The 20,424-nt window shown below is 61.2% G+C and carries 14 protein-coding genes; 1 reads left to right on the top strand and 13 read right to left on the bottom strand.

What is annotated here, in order from left to right; translation table 11 throughout:
- Positions 1–4 precede the first annotated feature (4 nt).
- The 5 genes from C8D92_RS03010 to C8D92_RS02990 all read right to left on the bottom strand — a co-directional run bounded on the left by C8D92_RS03010 (position 5) and on the right by C8D92_RS02990 (position 10,363).
- Positions 5–2,767, bottom strand: a complete 2,763-nt coding sequence (locus C8D92_RS03010) for a hypothetical protein (RefSeq protein ID WP_095610703.1) — start codon at positions 2,765–2,767, stop codon at positions 5–7.
- A gap of 130 nt (positions 2,768–2,897) precedes the next feature.
- Positions 2,898–4,928 carry an NAD-dependent DNA ligase LigA gene (ligA, locus tag C8D92_RS03005; protein WP_095610702.1) on the bottom strand — a complete coding sequence of 677 codons (2,031 nt, stop codon included), beginning with the start codon at positions 4,926–4,928 and terminating at the stop codon, positions 2,898–2,900.
- Between the two features lie 9 nt (positions 4,929–4,937).
- Positions 4,938–5,966, bottom strand: coding sequence for a cell division protein ZipA (gene zipA, locus C8D92_RS03000; RefSeq protein WP_095610701.1), 1,029 nt, complete (start codon positions 5,964–5,966; stop codon positions 4,938–4,940).
- A gap of 150 nt (positions 5,967–6,116) precedes the next feature.
- The gene (smc, locus tag C8D92_RS02995) at positions 6,117–9,614 is read right to left on the bottom strand and encodes a chromosome segregation protein SMC (RefSeq protein ID WP_095610700.1); all 3,498 of its coding nucleotides are present in this window, start codon (positions 9,612–9,614) and stop codon (positions 6,117–6,119) included.
- Between the two features lie 17 nt (positions 9,615–9,631).
- Positions 9,632–10,363, bottom strand: a complete 732-nt coding sequence (locus C8D92_RS02990) for a GntR family transcriptional regulator (protein WP_095610699.1) — start codon at positions 10,361–10,363, stop codon at positions 9,632–9,634.
- Between the two features lie 237 nt (positions 10,364–10,600).
- Between C8D92_RS02990 and C8D92_RS02985 the strand changes: the two genes are divergently transcribed.
- Positions 10,601–11,578 (top strand): GGDEF domain-containing protein, encoded by a 978-nt coding sequence (locus C8D92_RS02985; protein ID WP_095610698.1) that lies wholly within the window; start codon positions 10,601–10,603, stop codon positions 11,576–11,578.
- Positions 11,579–11,629: 51 nt separating this feature from the next.
- Here C8D92_RS02985 and rluB read toward each other — a convergent pair whose 3' ends face one another.
- From rluB to odhB, 8 genes are all read right to left on the bottom strand, one after another.
- The gene (rluB, locus tag C8D92_RS02980) at positions 11,630–12,589 is read right to left on the bottom strand and encodes a 23S rRNA pseudouridine(2605) synthase RluB (RefSeq protein ID WP_095610697.1); all 960 of its coding nucleotides are present in this window, start codon (positions 12,587–12,589) and stop codon (positions 11,630–11,632) included.
- A 45-nt stretch (positions 12,590–12,634) separates the two neighbouring features.
- The gene (gene scpB, locus C8D92_RS02975) at positions 12,635–13,288 is read right to left on the bottom strand and encodes an SMC-Scp complex subunit ScpB (protein WP_095610696.1); all 654 of its coding nucleotides are present in this window, start codon (positions 13,286–13,288) and stop codon (positions 12,635–12,637) included.
- A 12-nt stretch (positions 13,289–13,300) separates the two neighbouring features.
- Positions 13,301–14,164, bottom strand: a complete 864-nt coding sequence (locus C8D92_RS02970) for a segregation and condensation protein A (protein WP_095610695.1) — start codon at positions 14,162–14,164, stop codon at positions 13,301–13,303.
- Positions 14,165–14,175: 11 nt separating this feature from the next.
- Positions 14,176–15,390: a tryptophan--tRNA ligase gene (locus tag C8D92_RS02965; protein ID WP_207775107.1), complete on the bottom strand. Its 1,215-nt coding sequence runs from the start codon at positions 15,388–15,390 to the stop codon at positions 14,176–14,178.
- Between the two features lie 177 nt (positions 15,391–15,567).
- Positions 15,568–16,440: a succinate--CoA ligase subunit alpha gene (gene sucD / locus C8D92_RS02960; protein WP_095610694.1), complete on the bottom strand. Its 873-nt coding sequence runs from the start codon at positions 16,438–16,440 to the stop codon at positions 15,568–15,570.
- A complete protein-coding gene (gene sucC / locus C8D92_RS02955) occupies positions 16,437–17,606 on the bottom strand; it encodes an ADP-forming succinate--CoA ligase subunit beta (protein WP_116918382.1) in 1,170 nt (389 codons plus the stop codon). Before sucC ends, sucD begins: the two co-directional genes overlap by 4 nt.
- Positions 17,607–17,692: 86 nt before the next feature.
- Complete coding sequence (lpdA, locus tag C8D92_RS02950; protein ID WP_095610693.1) at positions 17,693–19,135, bottom strand: dihydrolipoyl dehydrogenase; 1,443 nt, start codon at positions 19,133–19,135, stop codon at positions 17,693–17,695.
- A gap of 31 nt (positions 19,136–19,166) precedes the next feature.
- On the bottom strand, positions 19,167–20,420 hold the full coding sequence (odhB, locus tag C8D92_RS02945; RefSeq protein ID WP_095610692.1) for a 2-oxoglutarate dehydrogenase complex dihydrolipoyllysine-residue succinyltransferase: 1,254 nt from the start codon (positions 20,418–20,420) through the stop codon (positions 19,167–19,169).
- Positions 20,421–20,424: the final 4 nt, after the last annotated feature.

Here is a 20,424-nt window from a genome sequence, read left to right as displayed (position 1 = left end):
GCCCTCAGAGGCCGGGATTCAACGGCTGGCCATCACCATTGAAGAGCATCAGTCGCTGCTCCGTGCCACCATTTCCGTCATTTCTCTCAATCAGCACGGTAATCTCAGACGCCTGGTAGCCATCGCTGGCCAGCACTTCAACGCCCGTGCCCAGCGCCATTCCGCCTGATTGCTCGTGACTCACATTCCAGATCGACTCGAGCGACGGGATGTCCACGGACTCCAGTTCATCGTCGTCATCGACGTTCTTCTCTTCCGACGTGAGGTTGCGCCGCACCCGCGAGAACCAGAGCGATTCTCCACCGGTGCCAATCCCGCGGACACCGGCGAACACCATGTCATCCTGCAGTGGCGCCGGCCTCCCGACCGATTCGTCGCTTCCTTCGCCAGCCGCATCCAGTGCAATTGCGCTGTCCACATTGCCAGTCTGGTTGAACACAAGCCCGTATACCCGGTCGTTCTCACCGCTGGCACTGAGCGAAGCCGTATTGCTTTCGTCCCTGGAGACCGTATAGACCGGTCCGGTGCCCGCCAGCCAGAACCGATCATTGAGAGCGGTTGCGTCAGCGGCACGATCATTCCGGGCGGTTCCGGCACGAGTCACCGTCGCGCCATCGTTGGTCCCGGAGTCACTGGCGAACACGAAATCTCGATTGCCCGCCTGTCCGGAAGCACCCACTGCGTGGGCGGTACTCCCCGAAAGCGTCAGTGCCGTCACCCGATCATCTCCAACGGTGCCGTACTGGCGCGTCCAGGCCACCTTTGCCTTCTCCGGACCGCCATCCTCTTCGATGCTGTCGATACGCTGGAGATACCCGTCCTCTCCGCCGGAGGACGACTCACCGCCCCAGGTTCCAGTTGTTTCACCGGCGATAAACACGCTGCCGCCGGACCCGATCCGGATGTCACGGACGTCATCCGCCCCCGGCGTTCCGACCTGAACATCCCAGACGAACGTGTAATCCTCATCACCATCGTTGCGCCGGAACAACGCGATGACCGTATCCGTATTGCCCTGATTCGATGCGCCGGCGATGGTCCCATCCGTCTGGAAGGCAATGGCCACTTCGTTGACCTCTTCAGTGTCGTTATCCACGGTCACGTCGCGCTGGGACTGGGTCACCACCACGCGGTCACCGACCGCACCGCCGGCATCCACTGTCAGCATGGATTCCTCATTCCCAAAGCGGTCGAACACCTGAAGCCAGCCCTGCGCCGGCGAGTCAGAGCGTCCGGCCACGAAACTGCGCCCCTCGTCAGCCACAGCAACATCTGTCGCGCCTGCCGCGACCGTCAGGGGCTCTGTCAACGCATTCAGCCACACCGTCATGGACTGCCCCAGCCGGACATAGCCGGGCCGACCATCCTGGTAACCCTTGTCCACGGCCACAATCAGGTTCTTGTCATCCGCGGTCACACCCGGCGCGCCCGTGGCTTTAATAAAGAACTCGCGGCGGTTGATGTTTTCATCAGGTCCGGCATCGGCGCTTTTCGAAAAGACCAGCTCGTCAATCGCGCTACAATTGGTTCCGTCGGCGTCACACTGTCGGAATTCGAAGTCGTCCCCGCCGGCATTGCTGTCTTCTCCTTTACCGAGCCGTACCCGGAAGGTGTCATTGACGGAACCGCCGTTGCGCGTCAGAAAGGCCCGATACTGCCGTGTCGCCCCCTGTGACAGCGCGGTCGTTTCCAGGCCATTCACGCTTTCAAAGCGAACCGTCGGCGAGTTGTCAGTGATATTGACGGTATGGTTGACCCCCTCGTTGTCTTCACCGAGATGCACCAGGCCTTGTCGGACGTCCGTGAAGGCCACTTCAAACGACTCCGCCGGTTCCGGAAAATCATCGTCCACCAGCTCAAGACGGAGGTAACACTCGGTTTTGCCCCGCGGAATGGTGAGCACGCCGGATCGCTCGTCGAGCACATCGACGTAATCCGGCTGGGGCAGCTGATCTTTGGAGGCGGGCTGATTGCCCTGCAGGACGACGTCCTTGCCAATCTGCGCCTTGTCCCGGTTGCTGTTCGAGAACTCACACTCCTGGGCGTTGGCATCACTCTCGCAACTGTCGGGGTCAAAGTCGCTGCGAAGCTCGAACGCGATCTTGCTCGTCTGGACGGACGGTTCAGTCAGCTCAACCGTCACCAGAACCGGGTTGGTATCGTAAGCGCGCGTCTCGGTACCAGACTGAGTGCCATCGTCGTTGAACGTGTCAAAGGTCACCTCATGGCTTCCCCGCCCTGACAGATCCGGTTGCTCACAACGCTCGCCCTCACCCGCGTCTTCAACGTCCTGCGCACTTTCCCCTTCGCGGATGCTCTCGCCACTGGCGGAAAGCAGATTCGGATTGACTGTGATTTCAAACTGCTGGGCCCCGACCTGACCGCCGTCCGTTGTGGTGACATTGATGTTCCGGACCGTGCCAAGATCGTCATCACCGCGAGCGCCACCGGTGATGCCGGGCACACCACGCATAATGATCCCGGGACGGGCTTTATTGCTGGTGGCTTCCAGTCCCAGCCAGGGTGGCGCGTTGGTCAGAGAGAAATCGAGCAGATCGTCGCCGCCAAAGGCCCCGAAATTGTAGCTGTACTCAACGCCGAGGTACGCCTCATCCGGCGGAACCCCGAGGACCGTCGGCTGGTCTGCCGGTTTCTCGGTGCGACAGGCGCTCAGGCCGATCAGGATTGCCAGAACAGCAATCACTCCGGCAGAGCGGCGGGTAGGCTTTAACAGTGCACGCAGACGGCGGGTGATGGTGCCTCGCATTCAGAAGTCCATTGGCCGGTTGTGATTGTCAGGATCGGTCGCCTTTACAGACCGTTACAACTCGACTCAATGGTAAAGAAAATCAGCTCAGGGCAGTCTGCGCCAGTTCTCAGATTAGCGAACGCTGCCCTCAAGCCGCGCCATGTTGGGCGAGAAACGCCCGGAAGGCGTCGTCATCGAGAATCTCAACGCCGAGGGATTCGGCCTTGGTCAGCTTGGAGCCCGCTGCCTCGCCCGCCACAAGATAGCTGGTTTTGCCCGACACACTGCCCGAGACTTTCGCACCCAGGCCTTCGAGAATCCGTTTCGCCTCATCCCGGGTCATATCGGTCAGCGTGCCCGTGATCACGAAGGTCTGGCCGGCGAGCGGCTGCTCGCCGCGCTCGACAGCGACTGTTTGCCATTGGACGCCGGCGTCCCGCAGGGCCTGGATCGTTTCCTGATTGTGAGGCTGGTCGAAGAAATGACGGATGTGGGCGGCCACCACCGGGCCGACATCCGGCACCTCCTGCAGTGCCTCCTCGGACGCTTCCATGAGCGGATCGAGATCCCCGAACCAGGCTGCGAGCGCATTCGCCGTCGCCTCGCCGACCTCGCGGATGCCCAGCGCGTAGATAAAGCGGCCCAGCTCGGGATGCCGGGAGCCGTCAATCGCATTGACCAGGTTCCGGGCCGACTTATCGCCCATCCGGTCAAGCTGCTTCAGCTCATCCACGGTCAGGTGGTACAGGTCGGCCACGGTCTGCACCATGCCCCGCTCCACCAGACTATCGATCCACTTCTCCCCGAGGCCATCGATGTCCATCGCGCGACGCGAGGCATAATGTCGGAACGCCTCACGGCGCTGGGCACCACAGTACAACCCGCCCGTGCAGCGGGCGACGGCCTCATCCTCCAGCCGCATCACCTCGGAACCACACACCGGGCATGACGCCGGAATACGGATGGTGTCCGCCCCCTCGGGTCTGCGTTCCGTTACGACCTTCACCACCTGCGGAATGACGTCTCCCGCCCGGCGAACAAACACCGTATCGCCAATCCGCACATCCAGACGTTCAATCTCGTCCATATTGTGCAGCGTCGCGTTACTGACGGTGACTCCCCCGACGAACACCGGTGCCAGGCGGGCAACCGGGGTAATCGCTCCGGTGCGCCCGACCTGGAACTCCACCGAGTGGATCACGGTCATTTCTTCCTGCGCCGGGAACTTCTGGGCAATGGCCCAGCGGGGCGCTCGAGAAATGAAGCCAAGCTCCCGCTGCAGCGCCAGATCATTCACCTTGAAGACAATGCCATCGATCTCGTAAGCGAGCGAATCCCGCCGCTCCAGCAGCGCCTCATACGCCGCCAGGCATTCGTCGACGCCCGTTGCCAGACGCATCTCGGGATTGATCCGGAACCCCCAGCCCCTGAGTTTCTGCAGGCAATCCCAGTGGTGTCCAGGTAAATCGCTCTCATTGTCCACCGCGACGCTGTAGCTGCACATCTCCAGCGGCCGCCGGGCCGTAATTCGCGAATCCTTCTGTCGAAGGCTGCCAGCCGCTGCGTTTCTGGGATTCACAAAGGTCTTGTCGCCGCGATCCGAGAGCATCCGGTTCAGGCGTTCAAACCCCTCTCGTGGCATGTAGACCTCGCCCCGCACTTCCAGCACCGCCGGCCAGTCATCACCACGCAGGGACAACGGAACGGACTGAATCGTGCGGAGGTTTGCCGTAATGTCCTCTCCGATGTGGCCATCCCCCCGGGTAGCGCCCCGAACCAGTTGCCCCTGCTCATAGATCAGGCTGACCGCGAGCCCGTCAAGTTTGGGTTCCGCCACGTACTCAACCGGCTCGGACCGGTCGAGACGATCCCGAATCCGACGGTCGAAATCGCGCAGTTCATCGGCATCGAACGCATTGTCGAGGGAGAGCATCGGGATGCGATGGCGAACGGAGGCAAACGTGTTGGAGGCCACACCCCCGACCCGCTGGGTGGGCGAATCAGTCGTCACCAACGCCGGGTGAGCGTCCTCCAGATCCTGCAGCTCCCGCATCAACCGGTCGTATTCCACATCGGGAATGGCCGGTTCATCCAGCACGTAATAGCGATAGTTCTGTTCGTTGATCTCCTGGCGCAGCTCGTCAATGCGCGCCTGGTCACGGCTGGGGGATTCAGTCATAGGAATGGATCAGTTGGCGTGCTGGCGGAAGCGCTTGCGGCGCTCATACTCGCGGATCTGCTGACGGCAGTGCTCGATGGTCTGGGGTGTCATGACGCTGCGGCGTTCGTCTTTCAGTTCACCACCGAGATTCCGGACCACCGCCTGGGCGGTCTCAAGCATGAATTCGAACGCCTGCAGCGAATCCGCCGGCCCTGGCAGGCTCATGAAAAAACTGATACCCGGAGTCTGGAGGGTCGGCATTTCTTCAGGACGGAACGTCCCCGGTTCAACAGCACTGGCAACGCTGAATTGGACGGGGCTGCGGGTGTCACTTTCTTCATGGCGGTGATAGATGCCCAGATCGCCGTATTCCAGTCCACACGCTTCAAAGAGCCGCTTCAGCGCTGCTCCCTCAAATGGCCGGTCGGTATCGGACAGCACGTTGATCACCGTGACCTGTTCAGCATTGGGACGGTTGGCGCCGGCCACGGGTCGATCCGGGTCAACGCCATCCGTCTGTTCAGGGCCAGCCCCTCGTTCCGGTGCCGTCTCGACCGACTCGGGGTCTTCCCCTGCTTCGGGTTCCGGCTCAGTGCCGCCCGGCTCCGCCGGGGCCAGCTCATCGGGGGCTGCGGCGTCGCCACGGGCCGAGAAGCTGTCCGCTTCCCCGGCCGCGAGTTCGCCATCATCCGGTATGGCGCTCAGGCCGGACGCAGGCTCGTCATCCGTGCCGTCCGCGGTAGCCGTGAACCGATCTACGATAGGCCGCGTCGGCTTCTGGGGCTGGTTCGAAAAGCGGAACAGCGGGCGACCGGGGGCGCTCTCACCGTCCCCGGTGGCATCCTCACCGTCACGACGCACGGGCCGGGCACCGCCGTTCGGCAGTTCGGGGTTGTAGTCATCATCGACGGGGGAGCCATCAATCTCGTCCGCGCCCATACCAGAGGAGATGGCGAGAGCTTCCTTGCGGGCACGGCGCATTCGCCGGACACCATCGATCACGATCCCCAGGATGATCAGGGCCCCGATGGCAATTAACCACTCACGCAGCGACATAAAGCGATGGTCCTGTCGAGTCTGTGTCCGTCTTTCCGGTGGAAAGCGCGCTGAAAGCCGCTCCCGACGCCGATTGTTACTTTAAGCAATGGCTCGATTGAATACAACGAGTGCACCGGCAGATGGCCTGATTGTCATCTTAGCCGGTGGTCAGGCCTGGGCCAGAGCCGCCGCTTCTTCAACGTCGACCGACACCAGACGGGAAACCCCGGGCTCATGCATGGTGACACCCATCAACTGATCCGCCATCTCCATGGAGATCTTGTTGTGGGTGATGTAGATGAACTGCACCTGGGACGACATTTCCTCCACCATCCGGGCATAGCGAGCCACGTTGGCATCATCCAGCGGCGCATCCACCTCGTCCAGCATACAGAACGGCGCCGGATTCAACTGGAATATCGAGAACACCAGAGCGATTGCCGTCAGCGCTTTCTCGCCGCCGGACAGGAGGTGGATTGTGGTGTTCTTCTTGCCCGGCGGGCGCGCCATGATCGAAACGCCGGTCTCCAACAGGTCATCGCCTGTCAGCTCGAGGCTCGCACTACCGCCACCAAACACTTTCGGGAACAGCGCCTGCAGGCCACTGTTCACCTGGTCGTAGGTTTCCTTGAACCGCTGACGCGTTTCCCGGTCGATGCGGCGAATGGCATTCTCCAGCGTTTCCAGGGCTTCGGTCAGGTCGGCGTGCTGCTCATCCAGATACGTCTTACGCTCGCTCTGGACCTGATACTCGTCGATTGCCGCCAGGTTGATGGCGCCCAGCCGCTGGATGCGCTTGCCCACCTTCTCAAGCTCTTCGCCCCAGGCCGATTCGCTGGCGTCCTCTGGCAATTGCTGGCGCACCTCCTCCAGCGTGACTTCCAGTTCGGAGAGCTGTTCGAGCTGATTACCGGACCGGATTTCGAGGGCCTGGGACTCCATCCGCGCCTTTTCCAGCCGGGCCCGGACCTCCTGTAGCGACTGATCGGCCCGGTGTCGGTCCTGCTCACGTTCACGCACCTGTCGATCCAGCTCCTCCAGGTGGTCACGGGCTTCGGACAACTTCTGTTCCTCGGCCACCCGACGGTCCAACAGACCTTCCAGCTCCAGCTTGAGATCCTCAATGGGCGCCTCCGCTTCCTCACGATTCTCGCGCAGAATCTCGATTCGCTCGTCCAGCCGCTCTTTCTGAAGCTGCATGCGCTCGATCGTCTGCTTCAGTCCCTGCTGCTGGCTTTGCAGGGACTGCATCTGGAGCTCCGTCTGATGCGCGTGATCCCGGTCGTGACGGGCCTGCTGCCGCATCTGGTCAAGGCGTTCGCGCACTGCGTCACGACGACCGAGCAGCGTCTCTTTCTCATTGGCGTGGTCCTCTGTGGCGTTCAGCGCGTCCTGCCAGACGGCGCGAACCTCGTCGAGCCGCTCCTGCTCTTCTTCGTGCTGCGCTGTGACTTCCTCAAGGTCATCGCGGATGCGTGACAGCCGGGATTCGATCTGTTCCGCCCGTGCTTCAAGACCGCTGACCCTCGACGCCACCGTGCTGCGCTCCCGTTCGGCATCCGCCAATTGCTGGCGCGCTTCCTCACGTCGCTGATCCAGCGCTTCAGTGCGCTCGCGGGCCGCTTCCAGCCGGTGATTCGCCTCCGCCCACGCCGATTCGAGGGATGACACGTCGTCACGAAGATTCTCGACCCGGCGCTGGCGTTCGATCACACCCACCTGCCCCTGATCCGAATCCGGCATCTTCAGCCATTGGGGGCCGACCCAGACACCATCCGGTGTGAGAAAACTCTCCCCTAGCGCCAGTTCGTTTCGTCGATCCAGCGCGTCATTCAGCGATTCCGCCTTGTGGATGCGGGCCAGCAGACCGCTCAGACCGCCCGCCTCGGAAACATCCTCCAACAACGTGCCCGGGGTGTCGGACAGGCCGGAGGTGCCGTCACCCACCAACGTCAACCCGCGTGGGGCGTCAGCCAGTGTTGTTCCCATGTTTTCTACGGCATCCACGCAGACACCCTGGGCAAAGACACCCAGCACCTGCTCGACCGCAAAGGCCCATTGCCCGCTGGTGCGGATGCGCTGTGCCAGTCGCGGTTGTTGGTCAAGCTGCTGCTGCGTCAGCCAGTCCTGTAACGCCTCGTCCTGGCCACCCAACTGCTCGTCGAGGATGGCTTCCTGGGACGTCAGGTTGGCACGGGCTGTCTGAAGCTCCCCCTGAAGCCGGGCGGCTTCGGATTCCGCATCCCCCTGTTCAGTCTGCGCTGCCTCGAGCGCCTCAGTCGCCTGCTCAATGGCGTCCTGTGCCTCCTCGGCCTGCATGTCATATTGCTCGCGCTCTTCCCTGAGCGCCGCCAGTTCGTCACGATCCAGTTGCCCTTCCAGCAGCTCGCGCTCCTCTTCCAGGCGCCGGTGCCGGGTGTTCAGACTCTCGAGGCTGTCCTCCGTGTTGCGAATCCGGGACTGGGCCAGTTCGGCACGCTGCCGTGCATCCGAGGCGCGGGAGCTGAACGCTTCCCACTCCTGCTGCCAGTCCGACATCGCCAGTTCAGCGCTCTCAAGTGCCTCGGCGGAGGTTTCAGAGCGGGCTTTGAGTTCTTCATGTTCTGGTTCAAGTTCAGCCAGTTCTTCATTGATCTGACTGATTTTTTCTTGGTCCTGAGACAGTTCCTCGTCGAGCTCCCGGCGGTCGGCCAGGGCCTGATCCAGCTCCGTCGCCATCTGCCGGGACCGCTCGCGCTGGTTGTCGAGATTCTGCTCCACACGGGCGATGTCGGCGCCGGCTTCGTAATAACGTCCCTGAGCCTCATTGAACCGATCGGTGCGGGCCTGGTGATCGTCACGGAGTGTTTCCAGATGCGACTCGGCATTGACCCGCTCGGTCACCAACCGCTCCTGCTCAAGCTCCATTTCCTGGATGCGCTCACGGATGGTGGCCAGCTCTTCGTCCAGCCCCTGCCAACGCAACACCGTGAGCTCGGCTTTGAGACGCCGCTCGCTCTGTTTCAGAGTCTTATAGCGTTCAGCGGTTTCTGCCTGCTTTTCAAGATGCTTGAGCTGGCGGTCCAGCTCGTCCCTGAGGTCTGTGATCCGCTCCAGGTTCTCGGTCGTGCGGCGGATGCGATTCTCGGTTTCCCGTCGGCGCTCCTTGTACCGGGAAATGCCCGCTGCCTCTTCGATGTAGACGCGCAACTCTTCCGGCTTTGCCTCAATCAGCCGGGAGATCATGCCCTGTTCGATGATCGCGTAACTGCGCGGTCCCAGGCCGGTGCCGAGGAACAGGTCTGTGATATCACGCCGCCGGCACTTCGAGCCATTGAGAAAGTAATCCGACTGTCCTTCCCGCGACACGCGGCGCTTGACGGAGATGTCGGTGAACTGGGCGTACTGCCCGGGCGCAGAACCATCCGAGTTGTCGAAAACCAACTCGATGGAGGCCTGCCCCACCGGCTTGCGTGCGCTGGAGCCGTTGAAGATGACATCGGTCATGGACTCACCGCGCAGATACTTCGCGGAACTTTCGCCCATCACCCAGCGAACGGCATCGATGATGTTGGATTTACCACACCCGTTCGGGCCGATGACGGCTGACATATTGGAAGGGAACGGCACCGTGGTGGGGTCCACGAACGACTTGAAACCCGCCAGCTTGATCGACTTGAGACGCATAGTCCGTTGTGGATTCCTCAGGGCCGTGATTGAACGAAGGAGGCCTCATCGGGCCGCGCACTGGAGACGGACCGGTCATCGTGGGCCGTTTCCTCCGCCAGCGCATCGAGAACCCGCGCCCGCTGGCGTTCGCCAAAGTCGCTGATCGCCGCCGCCAGGGCCTGTTGGTCCCGCTCAGCGGCGGCCGCCGACAGGCGTTCAAAAAACCGGCGCGTGTCGGACACACCGTCACTGACGTTCACAATGGCGATGTGGTAGGTCCGGCTGATTGCCGGCCGGAAATTCTCGAGCGTTTCTTCCAGGAAGGGGTTATCCACAAGGCGGTAGGCCATGCGCATGACTCCGAACCCCGCCTCCATGATCGACTCCGTCGCCGACGCATCCTCTTCGATGAGCCGGTCCAGCTCCCGGATTTTCTGGATCAGGGGGATCAGATCGGAACCCTCCGTGACGTCAATCAGCCCCCGGACCAGCATCTGAAGCAAGTTGATGTAAATGTCATAAAGGCTGTTGACCGTCTGCGGCGTCAATTCACTGACGGCGGCGCCTTTGCGGGGGTAGATCTCCACGAGATGCCGCCGCTGCAGGATCAGCAGAGCTTCACGGACCGATCCCCGGCTGACATTGAGCTCGCCGGCCACGCGCAGCTCCTGAATGCGCTCGCCCGGCTGCAGCCGGCCGACCACAATCTGCTGGCCGATGTGCTGTGCGATCTGCTCAGAGAGACTTTCGGGCGCCTGAAACTGCATGCCGTCGTATCACTGTCCGACAAAAATGAGGCGCAGAGTGTAACACACCCTCAACACCGAACCGGAACAGGGCGGCACGGCCCTGCCGCAGGCACGCCGAAAAACCGTCACTCGCACGCCCTCCTCCGGAAAACCCCCAACAAACCAACCTTACTCGCCTGATTTATCGAATCTTTTCGAGTCTGGCACAGCCCGTGCTTAGGGCTGATCAACAGTCACTCGATAGGTGGTAAGCTCATGCCCTCAAACCTGACCTCCCTCAGTCAGCAGAGCCATCAGCGGGAACAGGCGCTCCGTGACGCTCATCAGGCAGGTCTGGCCTGGCGCCAGGGCGATGACCCGTTTTCGCGACTCGGTCGTCGCATCAATACGACGCTCGACCTGCGGGTGCAGATCGAGCTCTTTGCCAACGAGCTGAGGCGGGCCGTTGCGTTTGATGCGCTGAGCTACCATCACCAGATTGCCGGACGCTCTATCGACTGGACGACCGGCAGTGGTGGCCACCACCGCTGCGACTACACACTCAACCTCGAGGGTGAGCGATTCGGGCGTTTGAGCCTGCATCGGAATGCCCGCTTTGAAGAATCGGAACTGTCGGTCGTGGAATCCATGCTGAGCCTGCTCATACACCCGGTCCGTAATGCGTGCCGTTACGAAATGGCCCAGCAGGCCGCACTCACCGACTCGGTAACAGGCATCGCCAACAAGCGGGCGTTTGACAAGGCCCTGGAGCGGGAAGCCTCCATGAATTCCCGCCATGGCGACCGGTGCGCCCTGATCCTCTGTGATCTGGATCATTTCAAGCGGGTGAATGATACACACGGGCACGGCGTCGGGGACGACGTGCTGGTCGCGGTTGCGAAGGCCATGGATGAGGCAACCCGGGACACGGATACCGTGTACCGCATCGGCGGCGAGGAATTCGCCATCCTGTTGCCACGAGTTGAATCGATCGACACCATCCGCGTTGCTGACCGCATCCGGGAAACCATTGCCGCCATCCGCATTCGGACTGACTCGGCCACGGTGAGTGTTACCGCATCGGCGGGCCTGGGGCTTTGTACACCGAACGAGGCGCCCGGAGACTGGTTCCAACGGACCGACGACGCGCTCTACAAGGCGAAAACCGAGGGCCGAAACCGAACCTCGGTCGCCGTGTCACCGGCGAGCCCACGGAAGTCGCCGGTAACGCCACTGCACAACCCGACGACCTAGTGCCCTTTTACACAGGCTCCTCGCCTGTCAGCGAATGAACCAGACGAGACACTAGCGGCGGCGCTTGATATTGCCCTTCCTGCGGGCCGGCTGACGCCGTGGCGGACGCGTCGTGACCTGGCCTTTCTTCAGACCACTGCCCGGTGAATGGCCCTGGCGTTTACGCTGCCGGCGGCGCTGGTGCGTCTGCTCCTCCGGGGTCTTGGCAGGAATCTTAAGCGGCTCCAGCCCCACCTTGCGACTGAGGGCATCCACGCCCTTCTGATCCAGTTCTTCCCAACGTCCTACCGGGAGCCGACTGGGCAGGAAAGAAGGCCCAAAGCGGACCCGTTTGAGTCGACTGACCTGCACACCCTGGGATTCCCAGAGCCGGCGTACTTCGCGGTTGCGCCCTTCAAACAGAACAACATGGAACCATCGGTTGATACCGGAGCCGCCCGCCGGCTGGACGTCGGAGAAGCGCGCCATGCCATCCTCGAGAAGCACACCATCCAGCAGCCGCTGGATCATGTCGTCGTCCACTTCCCCGAAGACACGCACCGCGTATTCCCGGTCCACCTCGTGCGAGGGGTGCATCAGCCGGTTGGCCAGTTCACCATCGGTGGTGAACAGCAGCAGACCACTGGTGGTCAGGTCCAGCCGGCCCACCGCAATCCAGCGCTGGTCCGGCAGGGAGGGCAGCCGGTCAAACACCGTGGGACGCCCTTCCGGATCGCTTCGGGTCGTCACCTCGCCCTCAGGCTTGTTGTACATCAGGACACGGCGAACCGGCGCCTGAGCGTTTTCAATCCCGATCACCCGACCATCCACGCGCACCTCATCCCCGAGGCCCACCTTCTGCCCTGGAACAGCGGTATCGCCGTTGACGGTGACCCGCCCTTCCTCAACCCAGGCATCCACCTGACGCCGTGAACCCACACCGGCGCGCGAAAGCACTTTCTGGAGACGCTCCGGGGGCTGCTTGTTGCGGGTTGATCGGGACCGGTCGTCGGGTCCGCGTTTCGCTGTCATGGATCAATCCTGTGTCGTGAATCAGTCAAGTGAATGGATTTGGCGTCAGTGCAGCGTGTCCGAAGGGGGCTCCGGGTCATCCCCCTCTGTCGCATCCGGCTGTTCGGGCGACTCGAGATCAATCTCACCCTGGAGGCGATCTTCGATCTCGCGGCCAATGTCTTCCAGGTCCCGGATTTCCGACAGTGGCGGCAACTGCTCGAGCGTCGTCAGGCCGAAATAGTCGAGAAACTGCCGTGTGGTGGCATACATGGCCGGCCGACCAGGGACGTCCTTATGGCCGACCACGCGCACCCATTCGCGTTCCTGCAGTGTGCGGATGATCTGGCTGCTGACGGTTACCCCTCGCACATCCTCAATCTCACCCCGGGTGATTGGCTGACGGTAGGCAATCAGAGCCAGGGTCTCCAGCAGCGCCCGGGAGTATCGCTGGGGCTTTTCCTCAAACAACCGACCGACCCAGGGCGCCAGTTCCTGTCGCACCTGAAAGCGATAGCCGCTGGCCACCTTCTTCAATTCGTAACCGCGATCTTCGCACGCCTGATCGAGCTGACTCAGGGCATGCTCGATGACCTGACGCGCCGGGCGCTCTTCCTCAAGGAACAGTTCGCGGATCTGATCCAGACTTAACGGTCGCGCCGCAGCCAGCAGAGCGGCTTCGATAATGCGCTGGACATGGCGGATGTGCTCTTCGCTCATAGACAATCAGTATCAGTTGGTCGCTCGGGCGCGAATATGTATGGGACCCAATTCCTCGGCCTGAACCACCTCGACCAGTTGCTCCTTGACCAGCTCAAGCGTGGCCAGAAACGTCACGACCACGCCCAGACGCCCTTCCTCAATGGTAAACAGGCTCTCGAATGTCACGAACCGGTCGCCGGAGAGGCTGGCAAGAATATTGGACATACGCTCGCGCGTCGAGAGGGGCTCGCGTTCAACATGGTGACTGGTAAACAGGTCGGCCCGCTGCAACACGCCCTTGAGAGCGAGGAGCAGGTCTGTCATGGCCACATCCGGATGAACCTGCGCTCTGGGCAACGTTGGCAGGGACGCAGAACCGGTGTGGGTATCGCGGTCCATCCGCGGTATTCGGTCAATGTCTTCAGCCGCCTTTTTATATCGCTCATACTGCTGCAGGCGGCGGATCAGTTCCGCCCGGGGGTCCACTTCCTCGTCGTCCTCGGTTTCCGGCCGGGGCAGCAGCATCCGGGACTTGATCTCGGCCAGCGTGGCCGCCATGACCAGGTACTCGGCCGCCAGCTCAAAACGCATCGCCTCCGCCGCACTGATGTACTCCATGTACTGGGAGGTGATCTCGCTGACGTCGATGTTCAGGATGTCCATATTCTGCCGCCGGATCAGGTACAGCAGCAGGTCCAGGGGCCCTTCAAATGCGTCCAGAAACACCGCCAGTGCATCAGGAGGGATATAGAGATCCTGCGGAATATCGGTCAGTGGCTGACCGGACACCATTGCCACCGGCGATTCCGTCTCGACGGCGGCACGACTATCGGCGTCAATCGTCGGCGGCGTGGTATCGACCGACTCCGGCTGTTCCGGTTCGTCGTTGACCATGGCGATTCCCGTTAGCGGTATTGAAGGCCCATCGCCTCACGAACTTCCACGAGCGTCTCCCGAGCCGCGTCCCGCGCCTGTTCGCAGCCCTCATCAATGATTGAGCGCACCAGATCCGGATTGTTTTCATATTCCTGAGCGCGACGCAGAAACGGCTTCTGGTCTTCAATAACGGCATCAATTAACGGCTTCTTGCAGTCCAGGCAGCCAATGCCGGCCCCACGGCACCCGGTCTGGACCCATTCTTTGGTAGCGTCATCCGAGTAGACCTGGTGCAGCCCCCAGACCGGGCACTTTTCGGGCTCCCCCGGATCGGTCCGGCGGACACGTTGCGGATCCGTCTGCATTACCCGGATTTTCTGTTCGACCGCATCCGGCTCTTCACGCAGGCCAATGGTATTGCCATAGGACTTGGACATCTTCTGGCCATCCAGACCCGGCATTTTCGAATCCGGCGTCAGCAGGGGCTGCGGCTCGGGCAGAATCACCTTGCCACCGCCTTCGATATAACCGTAGAGGCGCTCACTGTCGCCCATGGAGATGTTCTGCTGCTCTTTCAGCAGTGCCCGGGCACGGTCGAGGGCTTCCATATCGCCCTCTTCCTGATATCGTTTCTTAAGATTCCGGTATAACTTCCCGTTTTTCTTGCCCATCTTCTTGATGGCCGCTTCCGCCTGCTCTTCAAAGCCGGGATCACGACCGTACAGATGGTTGAAGCGCCGGGCCACTTCCCGGGTGATTTCAACGTGCGACACCTGATCCGCCCCCACCGGAACCCGTCCCGAGCGGTACATCAGAATGTCGGCGCTTTGCAGCAACGGATAACCGAGAAATCCGTACGTGGCCAGATCTTTCTCGCGTAGTTTTTCCTGCTGGTCCTTGTAGGTCGGGACCCGTTCAAGCCAGCCCAGCGGTGTGATCATGGACAGCAGCAGATGCAGCTCTGCATGCTCCGGCACACGGGACTGAATGAAAATCGTGGCGGAACCGGGGTTCACCCCGGCGGCCAGCCAGTCAATCACCATTTCCCAGACGTTGTCCTGGATGCCCTGCGGGTCGTCATACTGGGTGGTCAGTGCGTGCCAGTCCGCCACGAAGAAGAAGCACTCGAATTCATGCTGCAGCTTGACCCAGTTTTTCAGGACGCCGTGGTAATGACCCAGATGCAAACGACCAGTGGGACGCATACCAGACAGCACGCGCTGCTGGGGATCGACTGAACTCAAAGCATGAACTCCTTGGGATCGGGAATCGAACGAAACAGGGGTGGATTATAGCCGTTGTAGCGGGGACAGTTCCATGAGAGTCCAGTGTACGGCATTCCACACACCCTGTTAGCGACAAAAAACCCGCCCCGGCAAGACCGGGACGGGTTTCGTTCTGTCGGGCCATGCGGCCCGCTATTACCAGCCTGTGACCTCTTTCAGCGCCTGGCCGATTTCCGCCAGACTCCGAACGGTCTTCACGCCCGCAGACTCCAGGGCGTTGAACTTATCATCGGCCGTGCCCTTACCACCGGCAATGATGGCGCCCGCGTGGCCCATCCGTTTGCCCGGAGGTGCGGTGACACCGGCGATGTAGGAAACCACCGGCTTGCTGACATTGTCCTTGATGTAAGCCGCGGCTTCTTCCTCGGCCGTACCACCGATTTCACCGATCATGACGATGGCTTCGGTTTCCGGATCCTTCTCCAGCAGCTCGAGCATGTCGATGAAGTTGGAGCCCGGAATCGGGTCGCCACCAATGCCGACGCAGGTGGACTGGCCGTAGCCGAAGTCGGTCGTCTGCTTCACCGCCTCGTAGGTCAGCGTGCCGGAGCGGGAAACAATACCGACCTTGCCCGGCTTGTGGATGTGGCCCGGCATGATGCCGATCTTGCACTGATCCGGCGTGATCACACCCGGGCAGTTCGGACCGATCATGCGCACGCCTTTCTGGTCCACGTACTCCTTGGCGTAGAGCATGTCCAGAGTGGGAATCCCCTCTGTGATGCAGACGATCACCTGGATGCCCGCGTCAGCGGCCTCAATGATGGCGTCTTTACAGAACGGTGCCGGAACGTAGATCACCGTCGCAGTGGCGCCAGTGTTCTCGACCGCTTCGCGAACGGTGTTGAAAACCGGCAGGCCCAGATGCTTGGTGCCGCCCTTACCCGGACTGACGCCGCCGACCATCTGCGTGCCATAGTCAATGGCCTGCTCCGAATGGAAGGTACCCTGGGCCCCCGTGAAGCCCTGACAGATGACCTTCGTGTCTTTGTTGATCAGGATGCTCATGCTTGACCCCCCGCGGCTTTAACGACTTGCTCGGCAGCATTCGACAGACTGGTCGCGGCGATGATGTTGAGACCACTGTCAGCGAGCACTTTGGTTCCGTTCTCGGCGTTGTTGCCTTCCAGTCGCACCACGACGGGGACGGTCACGCCCACTTCCTTCACGGCGCCAATAATGCCTTCGGCGATCATGTCGCAACGAACGATACCACCGAAGATATTGACCAGTACCGCCTGGACACTGTCATCGGACAGGATGATCTTGAACGCCTCGGTGACCCGTTCCTTGGTGGCACCGCCACCCACGTCGAGGAAGTTGGCCGGCTGGCCACCGTGAAGCTTGATGATGTCCATGGTGCCCATCGCCAGGCCCGCCCCGTTAACCATGCAACCAATGTTGCCGTCCAGAGCAACGTAGTTGAGGTCCCACGCAGCGGCATCCGCCTCACGCTGGTCTTCCTGAGAGGGATCGTGCATGTCCGCCACCTGCTTCTGGCGGTACAGAGCATTGCCGTCCACGCCGATCTTGGCGTCCAGGCAGTGCAGGTCACCTGTCTTCGTGATAACCAACGGGTTGATCTCAATCAGCGCCAGATCTTTCTCTTCAAACAGCTTCGCCAGCCCCAGGAAAATCTTGGTGAACTGTTTGATCTGGTTGCCTTCCAGGCCCAGTTTGAAGGCCAGCTCACGCCCCTGGTAAGCCTGAGCGCCCACCAGCGGATCGACCGTTGCCTTAAGAATCTTTTCCGGGGTTTCCTCGGCGACCTTCTCGATCTCGACGCCACCTTCTGTTGACGCCATGAACACGACGCGACGGCTGCCCCGGTCAACGACGGCACCGAGGTAGAGCTCCTGGTCGATGTCGGTCAGTGATTCGACGAGAATCTTGCTGACTGGCTGGCCCTTGTCGTCCGTCTGGAACGTCACCAGATTCTTGCCAACCCACTGATTGGCGAAATCGCGGATCTCATCCTTGCTGTTGACCAGTTTGACGCCGCCGGCCTTGCCGCGGCCACCGGCATGCACCTGGGCCTTCACGACCCAGCTGTCGCCGCCGATCTTGTCGGCTGCCGCCACCGCTTCATCAGCGGTGTCGCAGGCCACCCCTTCGGATACAGGCAGGCCGTATTCAGCGAAAAGCTGCTTGGCCTGGTATTCATGCAAATTCATAGTGTTGTCCTGTCGTTGACTGGAGGATAACGATGATGAAAGGCGGCGGACCGGCCTCTTTGCCGGTCCACCCGTTTCTTGTTATGTCACTTCTTCTTGCGCTTGTTGACCGCATGGATGGCGCCGCCATCCACTGCCAGCGCCGCTTCGTGAACCGACTCGGACAGGGTCGGATGCGCGAAACAGGTCAGCGCCAGATCTTCCGCACTCGAGCCGAACTCCATGGCAATGACGCCCTGGGCGATGATCTCAGAGGCCTGGGGGCCGATGACGTGCATACCCAGAATGCGGTCAGTCTTTTCGTCTGCGATGATCTTGACCATACCCGACGCCGAATTGGCGGCCATGGCACGGCCGTTCGCTGCGAACGGGAACACACCCACTTTGAACTGTTCCCCCTCGGCCTTGAGCTGCTCTTCGCTCTTGCCGACCCAGGCCACTTCAGGATGGGTATAGATCACGTTAGGGATGCAGTCATAGTTGACCTGGGGCTTGTGGCCAGCAATCCGCTCGACCACCATAATGCCCTCTTCTGAGGCCTTGTGCGCCAGCATCGGACCACGGACAACATCACCAATGGCCCAGACACCGGGCGCGTCCGTCTGACAGGTGTCATCCACAAAGATGAAACCCCGCTCATCCAGGTTAACGCCACTGTCGGCGGCCAACAGGTTGTCCGTGTTCGGGCGGCGGCCGACGGCGACGATCAGCTTGTCGACTTTGAGCTCTTGCTCACCGTCGTTGTCTTCATAATTGACAGTGACCAGCTTGCGCTTGACGCTGGAACCGGTCACCCGTGAATTGAGCTTGATGTTCAGGCCCTGCTTCTGGAACTGCTTGAGCGTGTCTTTGGCGACCTGCTGATCCACCATCGGCAGGAAGGTGTCCTGTGCCTCGAGGATGGTGACCTCCGAGCCCAGCCGCGCCCAGACGCTGCCCAGTTCCAGGCCGATCACACCCGCGCCGATCACCCCCAGACGCTTGGGCACCTCGTCAAACTCCAGAGCGCCTTCGGAGTCCGTGATGTAGCCCTCGGTCATCGGCGTCGGCGGGATTTCTACCGGGTTCGAGCCGGTTGCGATGACGACATTATCCGCCTCATAGGTGGTTGTATTGCCGTCGTTATCCGTCACTTCCACCTGATGATTCGCCAGTACACGACCGCGACCGTGGATCGGCGTGACGCCGTTGCCCTTGAACAGCTGGGCAATCCCACCGGTCAGCTGGTTCACGATGGTCTCCTTGCGGGACATCATCTTGCCGACATTGATGCTGGCGTCCTTGAACTCGATGCCCTGATCCGCAAAGCCGTGCTGAGCTTCCTCGTACTTGTGGGAGATTTCCAGCAGCGCTTTGGACGGGATACAGCCAACGTTCAGGCAGGTACCGCCCAGCACCTGCTTCTTGCCGTCCTCAGACGTCCAGTTTTCAACGCAGGCTACCTTGAGACCAAGCTGGGCTGCTTTAATGGCCGCCACGTAACCGCCGGGGCCGGCCCCGATGATGATCACATCGTATTTATCCGCCATGTTCGATCCTGTTTCTCCAATGCATTAACGATTAAACGTCGAGCAGAATTCGGGCCGGGTCCTCGACCATTTCCTTGATCGCCACCAGGAACTGGACCGCTTCCTTGCCATCGATCATGCGGTGGTCATATGACAGCGCCAGATACATCATCGGCAGGATTTCGACCTGACCGTTCACGGCCATGGGGCGCTCCTGAATCTTGTGCATCCCCAGAATGGCCGTCTGCGGCGGGTTGAGGATCGGCGTCGAGATCAGAGAGCCGAAGATGCCACCGTTGGTAATTGTGAAGGTGCCGCCGGTCATTTCCTCAATGCCCAGCTTGCCCTGTTGCGCACGCTGACCGTAATCGATGATGCCTTTCTCGATGTCCGCCAGTCCCATGCCATCCACGTCCCGCAGGACTGGCACGACCAGCCCGCGATCCGTCGAGACCGCGACACCGACGTCCTGATAGCCGTGGTACACCATGTCGCTACCATCGATGGAGGCGTTCACAGCCGGGAAGCGCTTCAGTGCCTCAGTCGCCGCTTTGGCGAAGAACGACATGAAGCCAAGTTTGACGCCGTGACGATCCTGGAAGCTGTCTTTGTACTGCTTACGCAGCTCCATGACCGGCTTCATGTTGACTTCATTAAAGGTGGTGAGCATGGCCGCGTCCTGTTGCGCGCTCACCAGCCGCTTGGCAATCGACGCCCGCAGCCGGGTCATCGGCACCCGCTTCTCGGGACGTTCACCGGGCTGCACCGGAGCGACCGGCGCATCGGCTGCCGGCTTGGACGGCCCACTGACTGCCGGAGCACTGCCTTTCTGGTCAATGTGCTTCTGAACGTCTTCCTTCGTGACACGGCCACCCTTGCCGGTTCCGTGAACAGCCGCTGGATCCACTTCGTTCTCATCCGCCAGCTTACGCGCCGCCGGGCTCAGGATCGGTTCACCATCGGTGGGCGCCTTGGGCCCGCTTTCCTCAGGCGCGGATTCAGAGGCCTGATCGTCACCCTTGCTATCACCCTCGTCACCAGAGGACTTGGCGGAGGCTTCACCCGCCGCACCCGGCTTGAAAGTCCCGACAACTTCACCGCTTTCGACCGTATCGCCTTCGTTCTTGGCGATGGATTCGATGACGCCGTCATCGGGCGCCACCACTTCCAGCACGACCTTGTCGGTCTCGATATCGACGATCAGCTCGTCACGCTCACAGGCTTCCCCGGGTTGCTTGTGCCAGGTGGCAACCGTGCCCTCAGCCACGGATTCGGGGAATACGGGTGCTTTGATTTCAGTTGACATCTCG

Origin of the sequence: Tamilnaduibacter salinus (assembly GCF_003096655.1) — a bacterium.
Taxonomy (GTDB): Bacteria; Pseudomonadota; Gammaproteobacteria; order Pseudomonadales; family Oleiphilaceae; genus Tamilnaduibacter; species Tamilnaduibacter salinus.
The sequence above is the reverse complement of the archived record's forward strand: the minus strand, read 5'-3'. Positions and strand labels throughout refer to the sequence as shown.